Source organism: Filimonas lacunae (assembly GCF_002355595.1).
GTDB lineage: Bacteria > Bacteroidota > Bacteroidia > Chitinophagales > Chitinophagaceae > Filimonas > Filimonas lacunae.
Genome location: NZ_AP017422.1, coordinates 3,638,453 through 3,662,688, shown reverse-complemented (window position 1 = coordinate 3,662,688; position 24,236 = coordinate 3,638,453). Strand labels below are relative to the sequence as shown.

The 24,236-nt window shown below is 42.9% G+C and carries 20 protein-coding genes; 8 read left to right on the top strand and 12 right to left on the bottom strand.

All coding sequences use genetic code 11. The features are described from left to right. Nucleotides 1-2 precede the first annotated feature (2 nt). The 3 genes from FLA_RS14515 (at nt 3) to FLA_RS14505 (ending at nt 3,519) form a co-directional block, all read left to right on the top strand. On the top strand, nt 3-2,132 hold the full coding sequence (locus tag FLA_RS14515) for an outer membrane beta-barrel protein (RefSeq protein ID WP_076378096.1): 2,130 nt from the start codon (nt 3-5) through the stop codon (nt 2,130-2,132). A gap of 127 nt (nt 2,133-2,259) precedes the next feature. Next, complete coding sequence (locus tag FLA_RS14510) at nt 2,260-3,027, top strand: hypothetical protein (protein WP_076378098.1); 768 nt, start codon at nt 2,260-2,262, stop codon at nt 3,025-3,027. A gap of 114 nt (nt 3,028-3,141) precedes the next feature. Next, nucleotides 3,142-3,519 (top strand): hypothetical protein, encoded by a 378-nt coding sequence (locus FLA_RS14505; RefSeq protein WP_096511031.1) that lies wholly within the window; start codon nt 3,142-3,144, stop codon nt 3,517-3,519. A 116-nt stretch (nt 3,520-3,635) separates the two neighbouring features. Here the strand turns inward: FLA_RS14505 and FLA_RS14500 are convergent, their stop codons facing one another. Then, nucleotides 3,636-4,721, bottom strand: coding sequence for a hypothetical protein (locus tag FLA_RS14500; RefSeq protein WP_076378102.1), 1,086 nt, complete (start codon nt 4,719-4,721; stop codon nt 3,636-3,638). 296 nt (nt 4,722-5,017) lie between these two features. Between FLA_RS14500 and FLA_RS14495 the strand changes: the two genes are divergently transcribed. Then, on the top strand, nt 5,018-6,178 hold the full coding sequence (locus tag FLA_RS14495; RefSeq protein ID WP_076378104.1) for a metallophosphoesterase family protein: 1,161 nt from the start codon (nt 5,018-5,020) through the stop codon (nt 6,176-6,178). A gap of 56 nt (nt 6,179-6,234) precedes the next feature. Here the strand turns inward: FLA_RS14495 and FLA_RS14490 are convergent, their stop codons facing one another. Then, nucleotides 6,235-6,846: a PAS domain-containing protein gene (locus FLA_RS14490; protein ID WP_197705901.1), complete on the bottom strand. Its 612-nt coding sequence runs from the start codon at nt 6,844-6,846 to the stop codon at nt 6,235-6,237. Between the two features lie 247 nt (nt 6,847-7,093). On the opposite strand from FLA_RS14490, the gene FLA_RS14485 reads away from it, so the two are divergent. Further along, complete coding sequence (locus FLA_RS14485; RefSeq protein ID WP_076378106.1) at nt 7,094-10,144, top strand: glycoside hydrolase family 2 protein; 3,051 nt, start codon at nt 7,094-7,096, stop codon at nt 10,142-10,144. Between the two features lie 840 nt (nt 10,145-10,984). Here the strand turns inward: FLA_RS14485 and FLA_RS14475 are convergent. The 8 genes from FLA_RS14475 to FLA_RS14440 form a co-directional block, all read right to left on the bottom strand. Then, nucleotides 10,985-12,304, bottom strand: coding sequence for an ABC1 kinase family protein (locus tag FLA_RS14475; protein WP_076378110.1), 1,320 nt, complete (start codon nt 12,302-12,304; stop codon nt 10,985-10,987). Nucleotides 12,305-12,315: 11 nt separating this feature from the next. Beyond that, nucleotides 12,316-12,942 carry a TetR family transcriptional regulator C-terminal domain-containing protein gene (locus tag FLA_RS14470; protein ID WP_076378112.1) on the bottom strand — a complete coding sequence of 209 codons (627 nt, stop codon included), beginning with the start codon at nt 12,940-12,942 and terminating at the stop codon, nt 12,316-12,318. Nucleotides 12,943-13,044: 102 nt separating this feature from the next. Beyond that, nucleotides 13,045-13,335, bottom strand: a complete 291-nt coding sequence (locus FLA_RS14465) for a hypothetical protein (protein ID WP_076378114.1) — start codon at nt 13,333-13,335, stop codon at nt 13,045-13,047. A 139-nt stretch (nt 13,336-13,474) separates the two neighbouring features. Further along, on the bottom strand, nt 13,475-13,870 hold the full coding sequence (locus FLA_RS14460; protein WP_076378116.1) for a barstar family protein: 396 nt from the start codon (nt 13,868-13,870) through the stop codon (nt 13,475-13,477). Nucleotides 13,871-14,063: 193 nt separating this feature from the next. Next, entirely contained in the window at nt 14,064-14,768 is a 705-nt protein-coding gene (locus FLA_RS14455) for a low molecular weight phosphatase family protein (RefSeq protein ID WP_197705900.1), read from the bottom strand. Between the two features lie 29 nt (nt 14,769-14,797). Beyond that, entirely contained in the window at nt 14,798-15,874 is a 1,077-nt protein-coding gene (arsB, locus tag FLA_RS14450) for an ACR3 family arsenite efflux transporter (protein ID WP_076378120.1), read from the bottom strand. 38 nt (nt 15,875-15,912) lie between these two features. Further along, the gene (locus FLA_RS14445) at nt 15,913-16,749 is read right to left on the bottom strand and encodes an arsenite methyltransferase (protein ID WP_076378503.1); all 837 of its coding nucleotides are present in this window, start codon (nt 16,747-16,749) and stop codon (nt 15,913-15,915) included. Nucleotides 16,750-16,804: 55 nt separating this feature from the next. After that, the gene (locus tag FLA_RS14440; protein ID WP_076378122.1) at nt 16,805-17,137 is read right to left on the bottom strand and encodes an ArsR/SmtB family transcription factor; all 333 of its coding nucleotides are present in this window, start codon (nt 17,135-17,137) and stop codon (nt 16,805-16,807) included. Nucleotides 17,138-18,250: 1,113 nt separating this feature from the next. On the opposite strand from FLA_RS14440, the gene FLA_RS14435 reads away from it, so the two are divergent. Both FLA_RS14435 and FLA_RS14430 read left to right on the top strand, forming a co-directional pair. After that, nucleotides 18,251-19,522, top strand: coding sequence for a hypothetical protein (locus FLA_RS14435; protein ID WP_076378124.1), 1,272 nt, complete (start codon nt 18,251-18,253; stop codon nt 19,520-19,522). A gap of 4 nt (nt 19,523-19,526) precedes the next feature. Next, nucleotides 19,527-21,026 carry an amidohydrolase family protein gene (locus FLA_RS14430; protein ID WP_076378126.1) on the top strand — a complete coding sequence of 500 codons (1,500 nt, stop codon included), beginning with the start codon at nt 19,527-19,529 and terminating at the stop codon, nt 21,024-21,026. On the opposite strand, the gene FLA_RS14425 is transcribed toward FLA_RS14430, so the two are convergent. Next, complete coding sequence (locus tag FLA_RS14425) at nt 21,010-21,294, bottom strand: DUF6624 domain-containing protein (RefSeq protein ID WP_076378128.1); 285 nt, start codon at nt 21,292-21,294, stop codon at nt 21,010-21,012. The two genes, FLA_RS14430 and FLA_RS14425, sit on opposite strands and share 17 nt — an antisense overlap. Nucleotides 21,295-21,584: 290 nt before the next feature. Here FLA_RS14425 and FLA_RS14420 point away from each other — a divergent pair, with 290 nt between their 5' ends. Further along, nucleotides 21,585-23,309, top strand: a complete 1,725-nt coding sequence (locus FLA_RS14420; protein ID WP_076378130.1) for a M14 family metallopeptidase — start codon at nt 21,585-21,587, stop codon at nt 23,307-23,309. 4 nt (nt 23,310-23,313) lie between these two features. Here FLA_RS14420 and FLA_RS14415 read toward each other — a convergent pair whose 3' ends face one another. Next, a complete protein-coding gene (locus FLA_RS14415) occupies nt 23,314-24,219 on the bottom strand; it encodes a helix-turn-helix domain-containing protein (protein ID WP_076378132.1) in 906 nt (301 codons plus the stop codon). Nucleotides 24,220-24,236 lie beyond the last annotated feature (17 nt).

Sequence of the window (24,236 nt, the reverse complement as noted above, 5' to 3'; positions counted from 1 at the left end):
TAATGCTCATTCTTTGTTGCCTGGTGGCTAACAGAAACTATGCCCAAACTGATACGGTTAAACGTGCACTGCCTGATAGCCAGCAGGTAATGACAGGTAAAAACCTGTTGCCCGGTGTGGTGGTTACGGGCCGCAAAAATGCGTTAACACTACTGCCGGATAAAAAGGTGTTTGAAGTGGGAAAAGACATACTATCGCAAAACGGTAGTGCCAGTGATGTATTAAACGGACTGCCTTCGGTAAGTGTAAGTCCGCAGGGGCAGGTGCTGTTGCGCGGAAACCCTGGGGTAACGGTACTGATTAACGGCCGCCGGTCAGGTTTAACCCAGGGCAACATGCTGGAACAGTTACAGGCGGCACAGATAGAAAGGATTGAAGTGATTACCAGCCCCTCTGCCCGTTACGATGCTGCTGGTGCTACAGGTATCATCAATATCATTCTGAAAAAGAACCATAAAGCAGGTTTTAACGGACAGGTGCAGATAACCGCAGGTTTCCCGAACGATACCCGTTTCAATCCCAGCCTTAACTATCAATCAGACCGTTTCAACTTCTTTTCTACACTGGGCATCCGCAAATCTGATTACCGGGGATTGTATGCTTCTGAACAGGTTACACCTGCCTATACTTTAGCGATGGATCAAAAAGAGAACAGGCACGACGATGGTAAAATGTTGTATACCGGGATGGATTACCGGCTAACGGATAAGCAAACGATGACGCTGGCTTATTTATGGAATGGTACACATGACCACGATAAAACCTGGCTGGATTACCATTATTACCACGAGGTGACAGATAGTATACGGCAACGCGAAGGGGAATCATGGGAACATCGTAATTACAATCAGCTGGAATATAATTATACACGGTTGTTTAACCAGTCCGGACGAAAATGGACGGTGGATGTGCAGTATGACTGGTGGAACAGCCGTAAAAACTGGCAGCTGTTCACAGGTAAAATTTACCCGGAGCGTGTGGCTTACCCGGCTATGCGTACGAATAATGATAATGCCAGCCATGATTTACTGTTACAAACAGATTGGGTGCAGCCACTGGGTACCAGCAGCCGTCTGGAAGCAGGTATTAAAACAGAAGCCCGGAATGTACGCTACGATTTCCTGGCCGAGCAACAGCAGGATAGCGGCTACAAAGTGTATGATGGTATGAATAGTGGTATACGCTACCGGGAGCACATACAGGGAGCTTACCTGCAGGGTAACCATAAGCGTGGTAAATGGAATTACCTGGCAGGTATACGCCTGGAATATACGGCTATTGGCCTCAGAGGGGCTGGTGAAGTATATGAAGAACATAAAAATTACCTGCGTGTTTTTCCTTCTCTGCATATTGACTATAGTGTGAATGAGATAACAACTCTTCAGGTGCATTATAGCAGCCGTATCAGCAGACCTGCTTTGGCACAGTTATCACCCTTTGCAGAGCTTACAGATATAACTTCACGCTACACAGGCAACCCGCAACTGAATCCTTCTTATACTTCCTTATGCGAACTGGGATTGCTGAGACGTAGCGGGAAATTTACCGTTAATCCCACCTTGTTTTATCAGCATACTATGTCGCCGTTTGCTGAATATACCTGGCGTAATGCTCATGGTGTTTTTATTACTATGCCGGTGAATATTTCCGGGGAAAGTCGTGTGGGACTGGAATTAACCATGCAATACAGCGCTGTATCTGCATTACAGCTAAGTATGGATGGCAATTTGTTTTATTTCCGGCAATCGGGCCAGTACGATGGATTTGATTTTGCCTACAATGGCTTTAATTGCAGTGGACGTATAAGCGCGCAGGTAAAGTTGCCTTACGGTATAGGAATGCAGGTGCGCTGTAATGCCAGGGGTACAGACCCTGCCGCGCAAAGTGTAACCCGCTCCTTGTATTGGGTAGATATGGGTTTGAATAAAAAACTATGGAGCGACCGGCTTTCCCTGGTGGCAGATGCAACCAATATCTTGGATACCCGGCGTTACTATACGCGTATGGAGAAAAAGGATTATCTGCTGAATACCATGAGCCGTTTTAACGGGGCGCGATTGCGTGTAAGTGTGGTGTATAAATTGACCAAAGAAGCGGCCGTACGCCAGGCTAAAACGGGTAATCGTAGTTGAGGTTTGTATAAAATAGAAGGTATGGCTGATGCAGTAATGGGAGCGTTTTGCTAAAAAAGATGCTTATATGTATAGGGATATGCTTATTTTTTCAGACTAAAGAAGAGAACCCCAAAACTGCTTTACCATGGATTTATTGAATGCTACCCTGGATCATAAAACATTACTTAAAAATGTAGAATACCACTGCTGGAATTTCAAGCGAAATCATGAAATAGAAGTTTCGATAACTTTCGCCACCTGTTTGGATCAGCAATTGACGCGGTATTTTGAGCTACATACCGGTATAAAAGTAAATAAGCTGATAGAATTAAACCTGCCTATGCGTGCCCCGGAAGGGTATCCGCCCATGTTAACTTTTACACCGGGGGAAGTTTCCAGGTACAATGCCAACATTTATATCAGTCATAACTGGAACCCGGTTATGGTAGCCTGGAAATCGGCTTCGGGCAGAATCTATGCTATGGAGGATACAGATATTGACTGTGTGGATATTGAGTTTTGGTTGGAAGGGATGGATCCGTTGTTATATCATCAACAACTACATCCCAAAGAAGAATTGCCTTTCCGGCTAAAGAATCCCGGTTACGAACTGGTGATTCATCGTTTGCATATGGATATGGAGATGACGATTTGGCTGAAAGATAACACCAGAGCGGACGATTTGCTACAGGGAATATATGATGTAGTAGCAGCTTTTAATGTAAAGTCGGAGAAAAAAGGCGGTGATGATGGTGTAGTGCATAGTGTGAGAGGTAAAGTGCAGGAAAACCGACTGATACTAGAGATAGATACCGGTTCGGCAGGCCCGGTGTTTTTGAAAGCTTTACTGAAATACCTTTCCAAAAGCAATGGGGTGACCAAGGTGGAAATCGGAGAAAACCCCGAAGTTTAGTGAGAATGCCACTACCGGGTGATTTACTTTTCCTGCTGCCGGATGTATAACTAACGGCAGTCTGCTCGCAGAATGAAGAACGGCCTTTATATTTGCACCAAATTACTGTTTTGTATGGCAGAGCCAAATCCAGAATTGTGGAGTGAAAACGAACATGGTGTTTTTTACAAATGGCCTTTATTGAACATCGGGGTACAGTTGCAACCCGTAGTAGCCCTCAAAGATGCGTTGAAGGAATTTGAAAGTTTACTCATCGAAAAAGAATCTTCCGGCAGGGTACTGGCCCGTATTATTGACCAGGGAGCCAAGGCGGGTATCGCTATAAGCCTGAATGTGGAGGATATGGATGCAGCGTTGGAAGAGCTTTCCGAAAAGCATCGTTTAAAAACTTCGGTTATATCATTAGAAGGAAAAGGAGCTATCCGTTCCGGTAAAGTACCTAAAGCAGCCTATAGCAAAAGTAGTCTGCGCCGCCTGTTTGGGTTATCATAAGGTAGTTTTCTTCGATCGCTTCTATGGTATACATTATTTATACAGGACTTTATAAACAACAAAGCAGCCCCAACCGGTGCTGCTTTGTTACGGTAACACCATTGCCGTATGGATAATTATTCCATTACCAGTGTAAAGGTGGCTGTAAGGCTAATATCATTGGTAGTGATGGCTTCCACCGTTAAAGAATAATTACCGATAGTAAGTGTGCTGTTACTGGCTACTGAAACCGCCCCGGTGCTGCTGTTGACACTAAACAACTTGCCGGTATCGGTAAAATCCGCACCATCTTTAGTAATACTGCTTATCCGGAAACTGCCTTTGTATTTGGCAGGATTGAAAGCAGGAGCGGGTGAAGTATACGCATTGCCCAGGCCAATCACCACACGGTTAGTGATCACAGATAAGTCATAATCGGCATAGTAAGTACCATAAAAGAACTTCGGTTTAGGCAGCAATACGGCCCTGAACTGCTTGCGGGCGATGGTGTAACCATCCTTGCTCAGGGAAGGGATAAGGTCATAAGTCCATTCCGCTTTTTTAGCCGGATCGCCGGCAGCGGCATTAATCACCACCTGGTTGCCCGATAGCCATACGTTGCTGTCTTCCCGTCCGTTTTGAAACAGTTCCAGGGTGGCTTTGCTGGTATCGGTGCCTGAAAAGTCTACGGTATATTTCACCCCCGCATCACTATACAGGCTGTAACCATAGGGAATGTTATCGGTGCTGTTGATCTCTTTAATGCCCAGTGATGCAGGCAGCACTTTCAGTTTAAAGCTTTTACTCACGCCCTTTAAACCATTGCTGGTGGCTACCAGTAACGTTATATCATAGGTATCCGGAAGCCTGTTCCCGTAAGTAGCAGAATACATATTGTTGGGATATAACAGGCCGGTTCTGATGGTCATTTGCTGAGAGGTTAACACAATAGCCTTACGTATCAGCGCGTCCAGCGAATCGGTAGCCTGTACCTTCTGGTTGGGCGTATTCAGTTGCAGGGAAAGGGTGATGCCTGCATTGCGGGCATAATCGTCCGGTAGGGCAAACCGGAGGGTATCACCATATACGGCTGTAATAGAGTCAGGAAGCGAAACGGGCGCTACATACCCATTTATCGCATACTCTTTCTTGCAGCTGATAATAGTGAATACTAAAAGGACATAAAGGGCCAGTACGTTTCTGGAACGAAAAACGCTAGTCATTGTTTGTTGTTTAATGATGTAAATAGAAATGATGTGCAGCAAGAAGGGGTTAGCGAAAGGGTAACTTCTTTTTTGCAACTCTTTTGCAAATGTATGTTTATTGCAATTCTGTTGCAAAATATTGATGGGTATTTTTATCAGTGTTGCGCAACCTTACCGGTGAAGTGGTGGATTGAGTGGATGTCTTTGCCGCGGTAACAGAAGTTACGAAATGGTTAATTCACAGCCCTGTTACGTTTTCATGAACCGCTTCTGTGAGCTTTGCGTAATTCTCATTATTCAGAAAGGGTGATCACATGAAATATGGCGTAAAAGGTTGGAGTTGGCTGATAGTTACTTGTTTTTCCCTGTTTACTGGTGTACAGGCGCAAACGGGTAAAAAGGATGCCATGGTGCAGATAGCTTATGTGTCGGATCTGCACTATGGCATTGCCCGGAAAACATTCGAAGGAAAAGAGGATGTTCCCAGCTACCAGGTAAATGCGGTGATGCTGAAGAAAATGAATACGCTGCCATCACTGGTGTTGCCTAAAGATGGAGGCGTAGGGGCGAAGCAACAGGTAGGGGCTATTGACTATCTGGTGGTAACGGGAGATATAGCCAACAGGCAGGAGTATCCCATACAAAGTGCCACTGCCTCGTGGCAGCAGTTTCAGCATGATTATCTTACCGGGCTTACTACTTATAACCGTCAACAAGAGAAAACAGTGGTGCTGTTAACTCCGGGCAACCATGATGCTTCCAATGCGGTAGGGCATTATAAAAACTTACAACCTGCTACCGATGCCACCTCTATGGTGAACATCTATAACCTGATGATGCATCCTGCGCAGCCTAAAACGCTTGCTGATTTTAATTACAACACCGATAAAGTCAATTACTCGCGAAACATTGCGGGTGTGCATTGTATGTTCCTTTGTTTATGGGCTGATTCTGTAACACGGGTTTGGATGGAACAGGATTTGAAAAGCGTGAGCCCATCAACCCCGGTGTTGCTGTTTGTACATGTGCCGCCACAGGGAGAACCCAAACACTTTACTAACCCGCATATCCCGCATACTATCAACGCAAAAGACAAGTTTGAAAACCTGATGCCGGAATACCTGCAGGATACTACACTACTAGATGGAAAGCCCCAGGATCTGATAGAGGAGCGGGCGTTTGCTGCATTTATCAAAAGGCACCCGAATATCAAAGCCTACTTTCATGGTCATGAAAATGCCAACGAATTTTATACCTACAAAGGCCCGGATAATGATGTATCACTTCCGGTATTCCGTGTAGATTCTCCGATGAAAGGCAGGGTGTCGGCAAAGGAAGAAAAGAAATTATCCTTCCAGTTGATCTCTATTGATCCCCATAAGAAAAAGCTGACGGTGCGGGAATGTCTCTGGAATAAAAAAGCTTCTAAGAATTCTCCTATAGTCTGGGGGGAATCTATTACTATCGATTTGTAGTAGCATTCGCCATACCCTGTTGCATTGTCAATACAGGGTATGGCGAATGTTTTATATTAACGTCCAAAGAATTTCGTGAAAAAGCCTTTCTTCTCAATAGGCTGTTTGTCTGTACGTGGTTGTCCGTCCGTAATAATATCCTCAATAAACTCATTGTAGCTCTTGCCAATATCTTCCAGGTAGCCTACCAGGTATTTTTCGCTGGCTGCTATGCCGGTAGCGGTTTCTATCTGCAATAACTTTTCATACAAAGGTTCAATGTGTCTTTGAACAATTTCCATAGGTGCAGCACGACGGCGGCCATAATAATTAGTGATGATTCCCTTTTCGTTTGTCTTCACATCAAAATCGGTAATCACCCAGTAGAAGCGTCCGCTACTACTCATGTTTTTTACAATGGCATGAATGTTCTTTCCTTTTTTCAGGTAATCCCACAGCACTTTAAAAATAACGCGGGGCATATCGGGGTGACGAACAATATTATGGGGTTTGCCCACCAATTCATGTTCTTCATAACCTGATACTTCAATGAAAGCATCGTTGGCATATTCAATAACGCCGTAGGGATCTGTTTTGCTCATCAAAATCTTCGACTTATCCCATACTACTTCTTTGTTAATAGGAGTGGGTCTTACCGACTCCTCCATGGCACTGGTTAGATTGATCATGCGGCGAAAATAGAGTCCTGAATATCCTCTTAAAATGACGGTTGTTAACCGGCATATGATTTTCGTCAGTTTTTTAGAAAAACTGACTGCTTTCGTAACGCTTTTTACCGCAGATGGTGCTTATTTGACAGAATTTAAACCTATTCCGTTAATATTTAAACTGCCGGAGTTCTTCCTGCTAATACATTTGCCTGGATATATGACTTATTGAACAGGCTACGATTGATTGTACATATAAAGTTTGCTTATGGAATTTCCTTTCAGGTCGCTCTTGTCAGGGCTGGCATTTTTCAGTGGCTTATTTTTTAGTAAAGCAGCAGCGCAAACCGGACGAACGGTAATGGACCTGTCTGGCAATAATTGGAGTTTATGGCTGGATACTGCGGCTAAATGGCAGAACGATTCCCTGTATACGCCACCCGTTCATATCCAGTCTATACCTGTAAACATACCTACAGGCGGATGGAAAACGCTTGCTACCGGCTCCTCCAAAACTGTTCATTTACCAGCCACGGTGGAGCAATATTATTGGGGAAAGAATGGGAATGCTTTTGGTGTTTCGGGCAATTACCTTGGGGTATCGTGGTTTACCACTAAAATAATGGTGCCTGCTACTTTTAAAAATAAACATGTGGTTTTGAAGTTTGAAAGCGTCCGTTTCCGGGCCGAGGTGTTTGTGAATCAAAAACTGGTGGGGTACGATTTGGTGAACAGTACTCCTTTTGATGTAGATATCACCAGCGCGGTTACTCCTGGCGCGGTGAATGAAATAGCGGTACGTATTACTGACCCTAACGGCAATTTTGATTGGCGGGATAGTCAGAATTTTATGTGGGGCGAATATCGTACCCAACCAAGCCATGGGTTTGGGGGCATCACTGGTAAGGTGTGGTTACAGGCTACAGATGCCGTTTTTATCAGCGACATTTTTGTAAAGAACAAGCCGGATGTATATGCCGCCACTTTTGAGATAACCGCAGAAAATGTAGGGGCAACTTCTGTTAGCGGTAGCTACGATATAAAAGTGTCAGATATCAAAACAAAGGAGGTGCTGTTTACGCAAACGAAAGCTACTTCTATTGCTGCCGGAACCCATACTATTGAAATAGACGCCTATGTGCCCAAAGCAAAACTATGGGACGTGGATCATCCTGATTTATATGAGGTAAGTGTACAGTGGCGGGGTGTAAACGGTACTACTGATAAAGATACACGGCGGTTTGGATTTCGCTGGCTGGAAGTGCGGAACGTGAATGGCGATAATCAGTTTTATCTCAATAATAAACGTATCGTGTTGCGAACTTCCATTTCGTGGGGCTTCTGGCCTGTGAATGGCATAGCACCTTCCAATCAATTGGCTTATAAGCAGGTAGCTGATGCCAAGCGTCTGGGTTTGAACATGCTGAATTTTCATCGCACCATCGGGCAAACCAATGTGTTAAACGTGGCGGATGAATTGGGCTTGTTGTATTTTGAAGAGCCGGGTGGCAATCAGTATCCCGATCAGCTGTTTACTCCCAAAAACGACCTCGAAAAGAAACAAACCGCTTATTACCTGGCAGTACGTACGGAAAAGCTGTTGCGTATGATACGCCGCGACCGCAGCCATCCTTCGTTGGTTATTTATAACATGCACAACGAACGGGGTGCTCAACCACAATTACAGGATGATATAGAAATGAGGGCAGGGCATAGTTTAGATCCTTCCCGTATTATGACCTATAACTCCTGCAATGGCGCTATTAAAATAAACGAACCTGACCCTAAATACAAAAGGCATCTGTTACCCTACGATACTACTTTTTACAACTACGGTTGGTTTGATCAGCATCATGCCGGTGGGCCGGGTGTATATCATGATAATGTGTATTCCGGCCCGGATAAGTATATTAAATACACCGATCATAAAGATGAAATTGTTTATTGGGGTGAAGAGGGTGCTATTGGCGCGCCGCCACGCTTACAGCTAATAAAGGAAGAGATTCTGAAAACAGGCAAAGACCAGGGATGGGAAACCGATGCTTATCTGAAATGGTACGATGCATATGATACTTTTTTGAAAGCCCGTGGTTTTACCAAAGCATTTCCCAATGTAGATAGCCTTACACGCCAAATGGGTAACGTGGCTTATTATTACCAGGGCCGGGTAATAGAAAACGTACGTATTAATAATGTAAATGACGGTTATGCGGTGAATGGCTGGGAAAGTATGAAACTGGAAAATCACTCCGGCATAGTAGACAATTATCGCAATCTGAAAGGAGATGCGGAATTGATTGCGCGTTATAACCAGCCGCTGTATGTGGCGGTAAAACTAAACCATAAAGTAGTAGCCACAGGCAATGCTGTCACTGCCGACTTTTTCATCGTGAATGAAAAGGATGTAAAAGGGGAGGCCACATTGGAGATAACCGCTACAGCATCCGATGGTTCTGCTACTTTTACTAAAACCGCCAATGTTGCCATTGTAGGCGGTGTTACATACGGTCAATTACTGTTAAAGGGAGTAGAGATACCCATAAATAAAGCTGGATACACTACTATTAAAGCTGTGTTACGTCAGCAGCAAAAACAGGTGGCTACAGGGGATGACCAGGTATTTGCGGTGAAGCTGAATGCTACAAAAGTTACAGATAAACTGGTGGTGGCCGACACCTCCGGGCTATTTCAACAATATTTCCATTCTATTGGCGTTCCGTACACATCTTATCAATCTGGCAGACCGGCTGGTAATGTAATGGTAGTGAGCGGGCTTGCCACACTGCAGGGTAATCAACTGGTAACAGATATATTGGAATGGGTAAATAATGGCAATACCCTTGTAATTGCCGGCGGTGCAGAAAACTGGGCAACCTTCCTGTCTAAGAAAGAGGTGATAGACTACAGGGGAACTCAACCCCTGGGTGTAACCTGGTATGGTGGCAACTTCTTCGTAAAAGAACATCCATTGTTTGCAGGTTTGCCCCAGGCATGTGTGTTCAATTGGGAGTATCAGTGTTTTGCTGCTTATAACAAAAGCCGTTCAGGCATGCGTATGTTGAATGGAGAAACAGTGGTAGGTTGTGTGTCCGATCATAAGCAGGAAGTATATTCCGCTTTAAGTATCATCCGGCATGGCAGGGGGGAAATTATATTGAGTACGCTGGACTTTACCTCCTGTATCGCTGGTGTGAAATCCAAAAGCATGGCAGAAGGAGATGGAGAGAATGCGGCTATGAACACCTTTAATGCGCAGGCTACCAATCCTGCTAACGTGGTAGGACAGCAGCTGTTGTTGAATATGTTGAATGGGAAGTAATCATACTTACCTGATAAGTAAGGGGGCTTTTTCGTACCCGGTAATTTTGAACTTCTTGATCTCTCGCAAGAACACGCGCATCGTGTCAGAGGGTTGTAGCATGCTTCCAGCCAGTACTTGCAACTGCTGCGGAAGTTCCGGCGTTTACCGGAAGAACTTTCAGAAGCCTTCCAAAAGTACTGGCATCATTCCAGAGAGTACTTGCATAAGATGCCAGTACTCGCCAGACTTTCCAGCAAGTTCCGGCATTTGCCGGACAAGTTTTCTGAAATAATCCCAGAACTTGCCGGACACATGCACCAACTTATTGGGCAAATCCATGAACTCTTGCGGCAAATTTTCCAACCTTCTGACCATTCCAGGGAGTATCCTGGAATGGTCAGACAACCTTCCGGGCAAATCAGGGAACTCCCCGAAAGAATGCCACAACCTTCTGGCCATTTCAGGGAGTTGTCTGGAATGGTCAGGCAACCTTCCGGACAAATCAGGGAACTCCCTGAAAGGATGCCACAACCTTCCGGGCATTTCAGGGAGTTCCCTGGAATGCTCAGGCAACTCCCTGGCGTGATGGACCAACCTTATGGAGAAAATCTAAAGTGCCAAAATCACAAATATTGACTCAATTTTCATTTTTGAAAGTATTTGACTGTCGCAATTAATGTAAATTGAGCTATTTGACGCCGAAATCGATAAAAAATGGAAATTTTATATTAGAGTTGCGCAGCTGATAGCTGTTGTATTTTAGTTCCCGAAAGCAGCACTTGCATATCCTTCATATAGTACGAAGCTCCATAAGGGGAGCACTGTACAGACCCTATGTAAGTGACTTGTTGGAGTTTATTATATGTGAATCATACTTTGTATACGTGCCTGGCTGGTATTGATATTTGCTTTCAGGTCATTTAAAATAGAATACAGGCCAAAGTAAGTGCGATTAATATACAGGGAATGTCTCGATCCCCTGGCCACCTTACTTTCCCGCACTTCTTTCAGGTTGTAGAGGTAATCTACATAATCATATATTTCACTAAAATACATCTCATCGCCAAAATCAAAACTGTCCACCGTAAAAGGAAGTGTCAGCAGGTCTATCATTTTCTGAAACAGGCCTGAGAAGAAGACGATTTCTTTTTCTGTGTCACTGGGGTGAATCATTTCCAGGTTGGTGTAAATCTCTTTGCGTCTTACTTCATCCTTTAGTACTTCCTTATTGGTAAGCAGGAAGTAGTTGATGTAAAAGTCTTCCGGGATTTCTTTGATACAGCCAAAGTCGAACACAGCAACGGTTCCATCTTCTCGCATGAGAAAGTTGCCGGGGTGTGGGTCGGCATGTACTCTTTTCAGAGCATGCACCTGAAACTGGTAAAAATCCCACAAGGCTTGTCCAATAGCGTTACGTATTTCCTGTGAGGGATTATGTTCCAGGAATTCCTTTAAATGAAAGCCTTGCAGCCAGTCCATTGTAATAATCCGGTCACTGGATAGCTCGGGGTAATAGGCAGGAAATACCAGGTTAGGAATATGAGCGCATTGAGCAGAGGCTTCTATGGAACGCTTGAGTTCTAATTGATAGTCGGTTTCTTCTAATAGCTTGCCTTCTATTTCATCAAAATACTTATCCATGTCCACTTCGTTCATACCTACAATGCGTATAGCAAAAGGCTTTACAATGCGGAGGTCTGACTTCACACTATTGGCTACGCCGGGGTACTGTATTTTAACAGCCAGTGCTTTATTCCATTTCTCGGCTTTGTGAACCTGACCTATGGAAGCGGCGTTGGAAGCCTGCATATTAAATTTGTCGTACAACTGGTTGGGTGTTTTACCCAGTGTTTTTACGAACGTGTTAATGACAAGCGGGCCGGAAAGAGGCGGAGCGCTGTATTGCGACATCGCAAACCGGTTGGTATAAGCTTTGGGCAGCATGCCCTTATCCATACTCAGCATCTGCGCTACTTTTAAGGCACTGCCTTTCAGGTTGCTGAGGGTTTCGTAAATATCTTCTGCATTATCTGCATGTAACTCTTCCTTACTGAGCGAAGGGTTCATTAGCTTTTTGCTGTAGTGCTTCAGGTAGTTGGTGCCTACCTTTAAACCGGTGGTTACAAATTTGCCGGCACGTTCCACCTTGCCGGTAGGAATGTTGGTTTGTTCTTTCATTGCCACGTTTCTTATTTCCCTGCAAACATAAATTTTCCAAAGTCTAATAGGCCGTCCAGTGTGTTAGAGCTGATGAATTGAAAGCTCAGGTTCACGGCTTTTTCTATAGCAGCGTCTGTCATTTCAAAACGGTCGCTGCTGTCTTTTATCCAGTAACGAAGCACAAATAGCGCCTGTAGCCAGAAGCCATGTACATATTGATCGGATATAAATTTGCGTTCTTTTACCTCGCCCGTTTGATAGCCTTCTTTTAATAACTCCCGTATGTAGTCGTAAAAAGCAATGCGAAAGTTTTCCAGCTTACGTAAGTGCGTGGTGGGGGCGAGGTATTGCTCTTTCTGTAAAAGAATAAAGCTTCTGTTTTCGCGCAGCTGCTGTACCCACACAAAATAAAACGTCAGCAACTTTTCGCGCACGGAGTAATTGCGGTAGGTTTCATCTTCTTTCAGCTTATGCAGCGTGTCTTCAAAGAACGAAAGCCAGATGTCTTTGTCCACTGCTTCAAAAGCGGAGTAATTATCATAAAAAGCTGTTTCTGTGATGTTTAGCTGCTGGCAGAAAGTGTATACCGATACCGGCTTTTTACCATTTTCCAGCCAATAGGTTTTGTAAGCGTCGCGTATTGTTTTTTTATCCATAGTATAAGGATTTGAAGTGAAGTAAACGCCATCCTAAAATTACCTAACAAAGGGGGGAATAAAGTGTTTCATATGTTAATGTTTGTTTATGGCGGCAGGATATTAATTACCGGCAAATGGGGTTCCAAACACGCCTACAGCCAGTTCGGCCCATACCAGCAACAAAGCAATAAAAACAGCCGCACTCAGCATCAGCCTGTAGCGTAGCGTGGTTACCTTTCGCAACACCAGCTCCAATAATAAACCTGCACCTGTAAGCAGTACGCCAGCCACTAAAAAGTCAAACAGGCTCCAGTTCACTTCCTGGGTAAGCTGCATGGCAATAAAAGGTATCAATAGCAAGGCTGGTACTGATAACATAATCAGAATGAGTCTTTTGTTGGGCAGTGTCATACTGGTTTGTTTTGTGTATGGTAAAAGTGCTTTGGAATTCAAAGTTAGTGGTAATTTCTTTACCGCCAAATCATTTTCTGTCAAGGCCTTTTCTTAACAACATTTTAATGTGGGAAGAAAGAAAGGGGGAAAGTGGATATTAGTTCGTCAGCAGTTTGATATGGGGATGTTCTGCAATGATATCGAGTATCAACTCAAAATAGGTTTTGCCTTCGCCGGCTTCCAGTGCCTGTAGTTGTTGATCTATCCAGGGAGTTCCAAATACATGAGGGGTGTTGTCAAACTTACTCAGGTAGTATTGTGCAGTAGCTTCTTTGCCCAGTGCTTCCCTGCTGGCATCTATATTGTCCCACCTGATAATAGTAGGCTTGCCTGCTGTAATGGCACCTATGCCGCCCCGTAACAGTTCACTCAGGGCATCCAGATGCTGATCCAGCAGCCAGTCTTCCTCCGACATAAATACACGGTTGATCTCATCGTAAAAAGAGGGGATGTCGTGAATGTTATTACCGTTAATGATCAAGAGTTTTTCCATACAATATAGGAGGGGCAATATAAAAACATCTTTGTATAGTAATAGGGGCAAATGTTGCTTTTCTTCCTGAAAATAGGCTCTCCGGTAAAAGTTGTTTGGTTCCAGTAAAGCTAAAGGAATAAGAAGCCGGGATTACCCGGCTTCTCTATGATAAAACTCAAGGGGAACGAGCTATTTTAGTTTATGGAGATCTTTAATTTTTCTTCAACTGCCCAAACACATACAACATTTCTGTAGCAATTTGCAGGCAACGCTCTTTATAAGCTGCATCCTGCCGTGGTGTGCCATCAAATGCTTTAGGATCTTCATAAGGAATAGCTATACGGCCATCTGCACCAGCTACAAAGGGGCATGATTCATCTGCATGCGAACAGGTCATCACTGCTGCAAAATCTTTAGCAGGATTAGGTTCGTCCATATACTTTTTAGAAAAGGCAGGAATAGCAGGCAGATTATTGCCCAGCTTAACTTCAAATACAGGGTTCTTGCCTGGTGTGGCTACCTCTATAGAAAAACCTGCATCGGTTAAAGCCTTAATGGCACTCAGGTTAAAGGCAGTTATTTCTGTACCGCCTGAATAGTTGGCAACGCCATCCACTCCGTAATAGGCAGCTGCTGCGGCGGCCCATAGCTGGGCGGTATGGCTTCGGCGTGAGTTATGGGTGCAAATGAAAATAAGGTTGGCGATTTGGCCTTTGTTTATCTTCTGTTTTACGTAGGTGGTAATGCTGTCCAGCTGCGTTTTTCTTTCAGCAGGAATGGCTGCAATGCCTTTTTCGGCTGTTTGAATATAGGCTACAATAGCCGGGTACAGTTGCATTTTTGTTGTTTTAGATGATTGAAAAGAAGACAATATAATCAGGGAGCTTATCCCTATAATCAACATCAATGATTTCATCAGTGGAAAATGGTTTATGAATAGAATGGTTACGTAGTGGTTGGGAATGGGTAATATTTTTTTCTGAACCAGAACGCCAGGTTTACCAATGCTATCAGCGCCGGCACTTCTACCAGCGGCCCAATAACACCTGCAAAAGCTTGTCCGCTGTTCATGCCAAATACACCTATAGCTACCGCTATGGCCAGTTCAAAGTTGTTGCCGGTAGCAGTGAATGCAATAGAAGCGTTTCGCGCATAATCGGCCCCCAGTGCTTTGCCCATAAAAAAGCTCAATACAAACATGACAATAAAATATATCACTAAGGGTATCGCTATGCGAACTACATCCAGTGGTATTTGTATAATCAGTTGTCCTTTCAGACTAAACATCACTACAATAGTAAAAAGCAATGCTATCAGCGTGATAGGAGAGATAAAGGGTATGAATGTTTGTGTAAGCCATGCTTCCCCTTTAAGTCGTAACAGCGCGTAGCGGCTGATGATGCCCGCAGCAAAGGGAATGCCCAGGTAAATAGCTACGCTTTGAGCTATGGCCGGCATGGTAATGGAAACGTTGATGCCTTTCAGTCCAAACAAAGGAGGTAGCACGGTAATAAAAACATAAGCATACACACTGTACAGTAATACCTGGAAGATGCTGTTGAATGCTACCAGCCCGGCAGCATATTCCCGGTTCCCTTCTGCCAGTTCATTCCATACTATTACCATGGCTATGCAACGGGCAAGACCAATGAGAATTAAACCCACCATGTATTCGGGATAACCATGCAAAAATGCAATGGCTAATACAAACATCAGTATAGGGCCGATGATCCAGTTGAGTACTAATGAGGCTCCCAGCACTTTGGTGTTGTGAAATACTTCGCCCATTTTTTCATAACGCACTTTGGCCAGCGGTGGATACATCATCAGTATTAAACCAATAGCTAATGGAATATTGGTGGTACCGCTTGACAGTGCCTGTATATGGGCAGGAACAGCCGGCATATAATACCCGACTGTTACGCCTACAGCCATCGCTAAAAATATCCATAGCGTTAAATACCGGTCTAAAAAGCTCAGTTTTTTACGTTCCTGCGCAGGAGCGCAATGGTTTGCTGACATATGGGAGTGGTTATAATATTGTACGGAAACGGTTATGGCTATTTACAACAACCGGGAGGGCAGCATGCTTCCGGTTTTTCGGCATATACCGTAATGCTGTAAATGCCAGTGCTGCTGTTGTTAAAAGCCGTTATTTGTTCAGCAGATAAATAGCTGGAAAGGATGTCATCTGGTATGGTAATTACCTTTTCTTTCTGCACGGTAACTTGCGTAAAGCCATTGGTATGTATCAGTTGCAGGTACACCTCTTTTTGAATAGCACCGGCTACACAACCCGCATACATTTCGGCGGCTTGTTGAATACCGGCAGGTAAATCCCCTTCCAGCACTATATCAGAAATACTGAAATGTCCACCAGGTTTCAGCACACGAAAAATCTCTTTCAACACTGCATCTTTATTCGGTACCAGGTTTAATACGCAGTTGCTTACCACTACATCGGCTATATTGGCAGCCAACGGCATGTTTTCAATATCGCCTTGTATAAAGTCTACATTCGAAAAGCCCCTTGCGGTTGCATTGTTGCGGGCTTTATCAATCATAGCGGGTGTAAAATCAATGCCTATTACTTTGCCCGTTTCACCTGTTTCATTACGGGCTATAAAGCAGTCGTTGCCGGCACCACTACCCAGGTCAATGACCGTATCGCCTTTTTGAATGCGGGCAAACTGAGTGGGTAGGCCACAACCCAAACCCAAATCGGCATCGGCATGGTAGCCTTCCAGGGTAGTGTAGTCATCGCTCATAATATTATACACCTCGGTAGAGCAGCCACCTGCACCACAGCACGATGCTGCGTTGGTGTCTTTATCCTGTAAGGCTATGTCACTATATTTCTGCCTTACCAGTTCTTTCAGTTCCTGTTCTGTTGCCATGGCATGTACATTCATTGTTTAATTGCAATATTGCGATGGGTGGCTGCAAAAAAAATCAGCAGCACTTTTGACCGGCCAGGTTCACTTCTTTGAAGAAACCGGCAAATAATTCTTTGTATTCGTTCCACACCTTTGGGTTAATACAGTAACAAACATTCACGCCCTCAATAGCTCCCTGAATAATACCGGCATTTTTCAGTTCTTTTAAGTGTTGCGAAGTAGTTGCCTGCGCTAATCCCAGTTCCTCCACCAAATCACCACAAACACAGGCGTTTTTCTTTACCAGGTATTGCAGGATGGCAATACGGGCAGGATGCGCGAGTGCTTTAGCCATATTGGCTATCTGGTTTTGCTGTTGGGTGAAGAGATCTGATTTTGTAGCTCCCATATCGCAATATTACGATAGATTGGGGAGCTGCAAAAATCTTTTTTGAAGAGGGGAGAGGCGGCAACCTGGGAAATAAGAGTGGGTAAAAGCCTTTTTTCTCTATCTGCTGTTTGTCTTCACGCAGTTGGCCGTGGGTGATAATGTCTTCAATAAATTCATTGTAGCTTTTGCCAACATCTTTCAGAAAACGAATGAGGATATTTTCACCGGCTGTGATGCCTGTTGCTATTTCTATCTATAATAATTTTTCATATAAAGGTTCTATGTGTTTGTGCAAATTTCCATAGGCGCAACACGGAGATGGCCATAGTAATTGCTAATTAAAAACAATGCGAGGTATATGCGGGTGGCGTAAAATATTTTGGGGCTTACAAACTCACCCATTGCTGTGGTTAAACTGATCATGGTGCGAAAATAGAAGGGGTACAGGTCGTTAAAATGGTGGTTGTTAACTGGTATATGATTTTTGTCATTTTTTTAGAAAAATATCCCCGTTTTCAGTTATTTCCCTGTCTGATTTTACTTAATATCTTTCGTGTCTCATGAAGATAGCAATACCCTCACTCTGGTTGAGTACAGTAACAGAATTTGCCGGAAGCGATAAGTCTATAGCTAATATTATTGACAAAACAGCTTATTTATTTGATATTGACAGTTTAAAGAGTAAAGAAATTACCGCATGTCACCATCACTAAGTTTCGTAATAATATGGTTTAACGTTTTAAAATGACCAAGCTATAGTTTGTTTCTGTAATGTATTGATTTGTTTGTTGTTCATTTTGTTTAGAGTGACGTGGGGTATTTACGAATGAGCTTTCGCGCCATCAAAGAAATGGGGGTATAAGCTTGTTAATAATGCAGGTGTTTTAATTATTTATTGGGGTTATAATTATGGTTTTTATGTTAATAAAATAATTTATGAATACAATGTTGGGTAGCGATGCTTGTAGAATGATATTGTTTTTCTATTCTTATTAGATGGGAATAAAAAATATATTAAAATTTGTGTTAAATAATTATACTGAATTGCTAATATTGCTGTGCTGTAGTAAAAGTGACGGTTGGATTGCGGTGTTTGGCTAGCGAAACCTTTGCTCATAAATAATCAATTATATGAAAAAAGCAACCATCCTGCTTATGGCTGTTATTGCTGCATTTGCAGCATCAGCTCAAACCAATGTGAATATCCTTTCCACGCAATCATCCATTAATTATTTAAAAAGTGTTGCTGGTGGTAATAGTCTTATTGTGCAAGATATAAAAGTACCGGTAGAGTTTTGGGGTGCAGCCCCGACTGCTGATATGCCGGTAGTTTTTACGGTAACAAATGTTAGTAGCACTGCCTGTGGTGTGCAAACGGGACAGGCTTCTATTGTAAACCTGCCTGTGGGTGGTTATGTAATTCCTAAAGCTAGTTTTAGTAATAACCGGGATACTATTTTCTTTGTAGTTCATATCGCAACACAGGCAGTGGCGCCACTTGCTTTAGATGAGTATTTTGATATTAAACTTGCTTCAGCTGTGGCAGCTGCCGATCCTTTACATAGGGTGCTTATTCAGCCAGTTGCATGGTCTGCTACTACTAATACACCTAAGGCTTTGCCTGCTCCTATTATTGAATTTGTAGGTGATGCCAATGTACAGAAATCATTAACCAATGGCTCTGGATTGCCTGCTAACACAGGTATAGGTGTTATTTATAGAGAGGCTTTGCCTGCCAGGTATGGAATTTTGCACAGCATTGAAGTGTCAATGACAGTGAATGTAGCTTCTACAGCAGATACTTTAAAAACAATATATAATGATGCCGGTACTATTACCAATAAATCAGAGTTTGGTAATAGTGTATTACTGCCTACTAATTCCGGTCAGGCATTTGGTTTTTCGCTTAGGGGGTATCTTACCAAAAGAGATGCTGCAGGAACTTTTAATAGGGGAGATTGTCCAGAAGCTTTATGGGGATTCATTTCCGGCGGTTACATTTCTTTTGAAGGTTCTAATCGCAATTGGTATGACACAAAAACGGCTACGGCTACCAAAGGTGCTAATATGTCATTGCACGCTGGCATTTTTCATGAATTCATGAAAAGAGATGTGGAAATAAGAAGGGATTACTCTATTACATTAGGTGTTGGTTATACCCAAAGATGGCTTGCAGGTGATGTTGCGCGCAATGAGGCTGATGAGTTAAGAAAGCAGATTCTAGGTTCTACGCAGTTAAATTTTTCAGGAATGGAGATTTCATTGGGACTTAGGTTGAAAAACATAAAGGCAGAAATATGGATTCCGATTTTATCTAAAAAAGGACAGGTGCCTGGATTGTCAGGAGCGCAGCCTTATACTTATATCGGATTTACAGGTGGTTTTCCTTTAAAATTAAATTAGTGATATGCAAGCGCCGTCTATAGAGTTTTTCATCGATTTGCACTGTCATCCCACTTATAAACCGGTGGGGGCTTCCTATAAACAGGATGGTAAACAGTCGTCTAATCCAACTGCGGCTTCCAGTATGTGGCATTATGATCCACCGCATTTGCTGGATAAAGCGTTGAATAATCTGTTGGGGCTCACTAAGTTTTCGCAAACTAATTTCACCGCATCTTCTTATGGACAGTTGTTGGTAATAACTGTTGCATTGGGGTGTATTGAAAAATGGTTTTTTAATAACAAGCTAGGTACAGGGCTCTCGGCAGATTGGATAGAGGATTTTTTAGTGGAGATTGGTGGTAAGAGAATCGATGCTATTCAAGGAATGAATGATTATTTCATGGATTTGAAAGCGGAGATTGAATTTCTGGAGAAGATGAATGGACAGGTTGTTACCATTGATGGCAAGAAATTCGCTTATCGGTTAGTAAAAAACTTTGCAGAGTTGAACGAGGTGATGCTTTTAAACGAAGAAGCCATGCGTAATGCAGAAGCAGGTGATAGGAAAGCATTACTTACCATCGCTGTTATTCCTTCTATTGAAGGGATGCATGTACTTAATTGTGGTTTGGTTTATAATAAGGAAGATGGTCCTGAAGAGCCTGCTAATATAGAGGAGATTTTGGCAAATGCTCAGGTTTTAAAGAGCATGAAGTATAGACCGTTTTTTGTTACTTTTTCTCATCATTTTTATAATCAGTTATGTGGTCATAGCAAAAGCCTGAATAGTACTGTGGCTAAAGTTTGTGATCAGGAAAGGGGATTTCGTTATGGCTTTACGGATACAGGTAGAAAAGTGCTGGATATTTTATTGAATAATCAGAATAATGACAGAATTCTAATAGATATTAAACATCTTAGCCCGGAAGGACGCATTGAGTATTTAAAGATCCGTGAATATAAATATCGAGATGTGCCAGTAATAGTAAGTCATGGTGCTTGCAATGGACTGCCTACATATGGGAGAAATGTCTCGGACTATCCTAAACTGGGCAATGACTTTTTTCAGGAAGAAATCAATTTCTACGATGATGAAATATTGCTGATAGAAAAAACCGGAGGCATTTTTGGTTTGCAATTGGATGAGCGAAGAGTGGCAAGTAAGGAGAAGTTGAAGCACACTCGGCATTCCATATTCAGAAATAAAATTATGCATTACCGGAGTGAATTGCTTTGGTTTCAAATTCAATATGTAGCTGAATTATTGGATGCTAATGATAGATATAGCTGGGGTACTTTAGCGATAGGATCGGACTATGATGGTATTGTGGATCCTATAAATAGTTTTTGGACGGTGGAAGATTACCCTGCTTTAAAGGCTTATCTGGAAAGGCATGCGTACAATTATTTGAAAGATGCTAATAACCTGAAGCAGCCTCGTAATAGGGATATTAGCTCGGATGAAGTAGTGCATAATATTTTTCAAAATAATGCCTGGGAGTTTTTCAAAAGGTGGTATTAATGGTGTGCATGCTGTGATTTTTTATACTTTTCAAATTCCAGGTAATGCCAAATGCCTGTAAATAGGAAGCGTACGGATTTAAGCCCATTGTAGCCCGTCGTTTATCTAAATTGTCTGGATCTATAATGGGTAATAGTTGATAGGTATTTGTTTTGAAATTCCAGGATAGCTGGGAGTCATATGTTTGGCTGCGGCCCTCTTGAATATTAATTCTGTCTTCCAGCAATGCCAAATGCAGGCATTTGGCATTGCTGTTATTGATCTTCATAATCAACCTGTATGAGTACTTGTTGGATGGAATCATACGAGGAGCAATTGCATTGGATTTTTTTGTGGTTTGTGCCGTTAAGTACTTGTGTTGCATTGGTAGTGTATCCACTGCTTTCTTTTGTTATCATAAGCAGCAAACTCCAATAGATAACCCCAGTAGGAATTGTAAAGGACTGGCTGAAATCATATAGCTCAAAGAAAGCATATTTTTTAGTTCCCCTGACCAACAAGTTTAAATCAGTGATTCATTTACTGGGCTACTGCTTCAAATACAATAACTTAGTAGGCATGAGAAAATTGATAGTACCGGTTTTTCTGCTGCTGACTGTAATGGCAAAGGCGCAAAATTTTTCAACTCCTTTTGAAAAAAGTGCTGGTAAACAAACGACTACTTATGAGGAGTGTATTCGTTTTTACAGGCAATTGGATAGCTATTCCAAACGGGTGGCTATGAAGGAAATGGGTAAGAGTGATGCCGGTTATCCACTGCATGTAGTGCTGTATGCTAACAATGGAGTTGCTAATCCTGCAGAATGGCATAAACAAGGTAAAGTGGTGATATTGATTAACAATGGCATTCATCCCGGAGAACCGGATGGCATTGATGCGAGTATGCTTTTGCTGCGTGATTTGGCTACCGGCAAAGCGCGTATTCCGGATAATGTAGCATTGGCTGTAATACCCTTATACAATATTGGTGGCGCATTAAACCGTAACAGCTATTCACGTGTAAACCAGGATGGGCCGGAAAATTATGGTTTTCGCGGTAATGCACAGAACCTGGATTTAAACCGGGATTTCACTAAAAATGATTCGTGGGAGGCGCGGGCATTTGTGCAAATTTTTCATTGGGTAAATCCTGATATTCAGATAGATAATCATGTTAGTGATGGGGCTGACTACCAATATACCATGACGTTGCTTTGTTCACAATGGAACAAACTGGGAGGTAGCCTGGGGGTTTTTCTGCATGATGTTTTTCAACCAGCTTTGTTTGAGGGAATGGAAAAAAGCGGCTGGCCGTTAACGCCGTATGTGAATTTTGAAGAAGGGAATCCGGATAAGGGATGGGAGGCGTTTTATGATCCGCCGCGCTTTTCAAGCGGATATGCTACCTTATTTCATACTATTGCCTTTATGCCGGAAACGCACATGTTAAAAGCTTTTGCAGCACGGGTAAAAGCTACTTATGCTATGATGGAAACCATTATTGCAAAAGGGGCAGCATATGCCATAGATATATTGGAAAAACGCAGGGAAAATATTATCAATTATGTAGGGAATGGCCAAGGGGCTTTGCGATGGCAGGTGGACACTACGCGCTGGGATAATATCTCTTTCCGGGGGTATGAAACCGGAACCAAAGTGAGTGAGGTAACAGGCATGCACCGTATGTATTACGATCATACACGCCCTTTTGAAAGAAAAGTAAAATTCTTTAATTACTATACACCGGTACAGGGGGTAAGCGTTCCAAAGGCATACGTGATTCCGCAAGGTTGGCATGCTGTGATAGAGCTACTGCGTTTAAACCAGGTAGATATGCGTCAAATTACGCACGACACCATTATGAAGGTGGGGGTATACCGGATAGCCGATTACCGTAGCAATTCCAGACCTTATGAAAAACATCACAAAAACGGATCGGTAAAGGTGGCTCGTACTTCGGATGCTGTTGTTTTTAGAAAGGGAGATTACCTGATTGCAACAGCCCAGCCGGCTTGCCGTTTTCTGGTGGAGATGTTAGAGCCCGAAGGGGATGATTCGTATTTTGCGTGGAATTTCTTTGATGCTGTTTTGCAGGAAAAAGAAGGTTATAGTGATTACAGATGGGAGGACGTGGCAGCCGAATGGATAAAAGCACACCCGGAAGTAAAACAAGCATTGGACGATAAAAAGAAAACAGATAGTGCCTTTGCCGGAAATGCATCTGCACAGCTGGAGTTTGTATATAAGCATTCCCCTTATTACGAACCGGAGCATATGCGCTACCCGGTATATCGCATAGAATAGGTGGCTAATTCATATTCCTGAACTCCACGGGTGTTTTTCCGGTTTTTTGTTTAAAAAGTTTATTAAAGTATTGAGGATATTCGAAGCCCAATGCATAGGCTATTTCACCAATGGATTTGTTGGTGCTTAATAATATGTTTTTGGCTTCTTCAATCATATAAAAATGAATATGCTCCTGTGCATTTTTACCGGTTTCTTTACGTAGCAAGTCGCTCAGGTAGCCGGGGGAGAGGTTTACCTGGTCGGCCAGGTATTTCACCGTTAATAAATTTTTATCACTGGTATCGGGTCGGCCAAAGTAGTCGCTTAAAAATTGTTCAATTTGCCCTACTACAGAGCCATGTGTGCTTTTGCGGGTAATAAACTGCCTTCCGTAAAACCGGGTGCAGTAGTTCAGGAACAATTCAATATTGGATACAATGATAGATTGACTATGTATATCAATGTTTTCCTGCAATTCCGTTTCAATCTTTACAATGCAATCCTGTAGTACCTGCTTTTCTTTATCTGATAAATGCAGGGCTTCGGCTGTTTCGTAAGAGAAGAAGGTATATTCCTTCATTTTATGATTAAGTGTGGTGGCGCGTATCAGGTCGGGATGAAAGAAAATGCCCCAGCCGCGCATCTCTTCAAATGATTCTGCATCCAGTTCAATCACCTGGCCTGGTGCCATGCAAACAAGGCTTCCATCTTTAAAGTCTATCACTTTACGGCCATATCGGATGCTGTTGTTGCAATAGTCTTTAAAAAGAATGCAGTACAGGTCGGTGAGTATCCGGGTTTCTTCATCAATACGTTTATCCACCTTGCTAAAATCCACTACAGCTATCAACGGATGCTGAGGTGTGCTATGCGGTTCAAAAAAGGTAAACAAGTCAGGAATGGTTTGCAGATGAAGATAGGCACTCATATAGGAATGATTAAGCG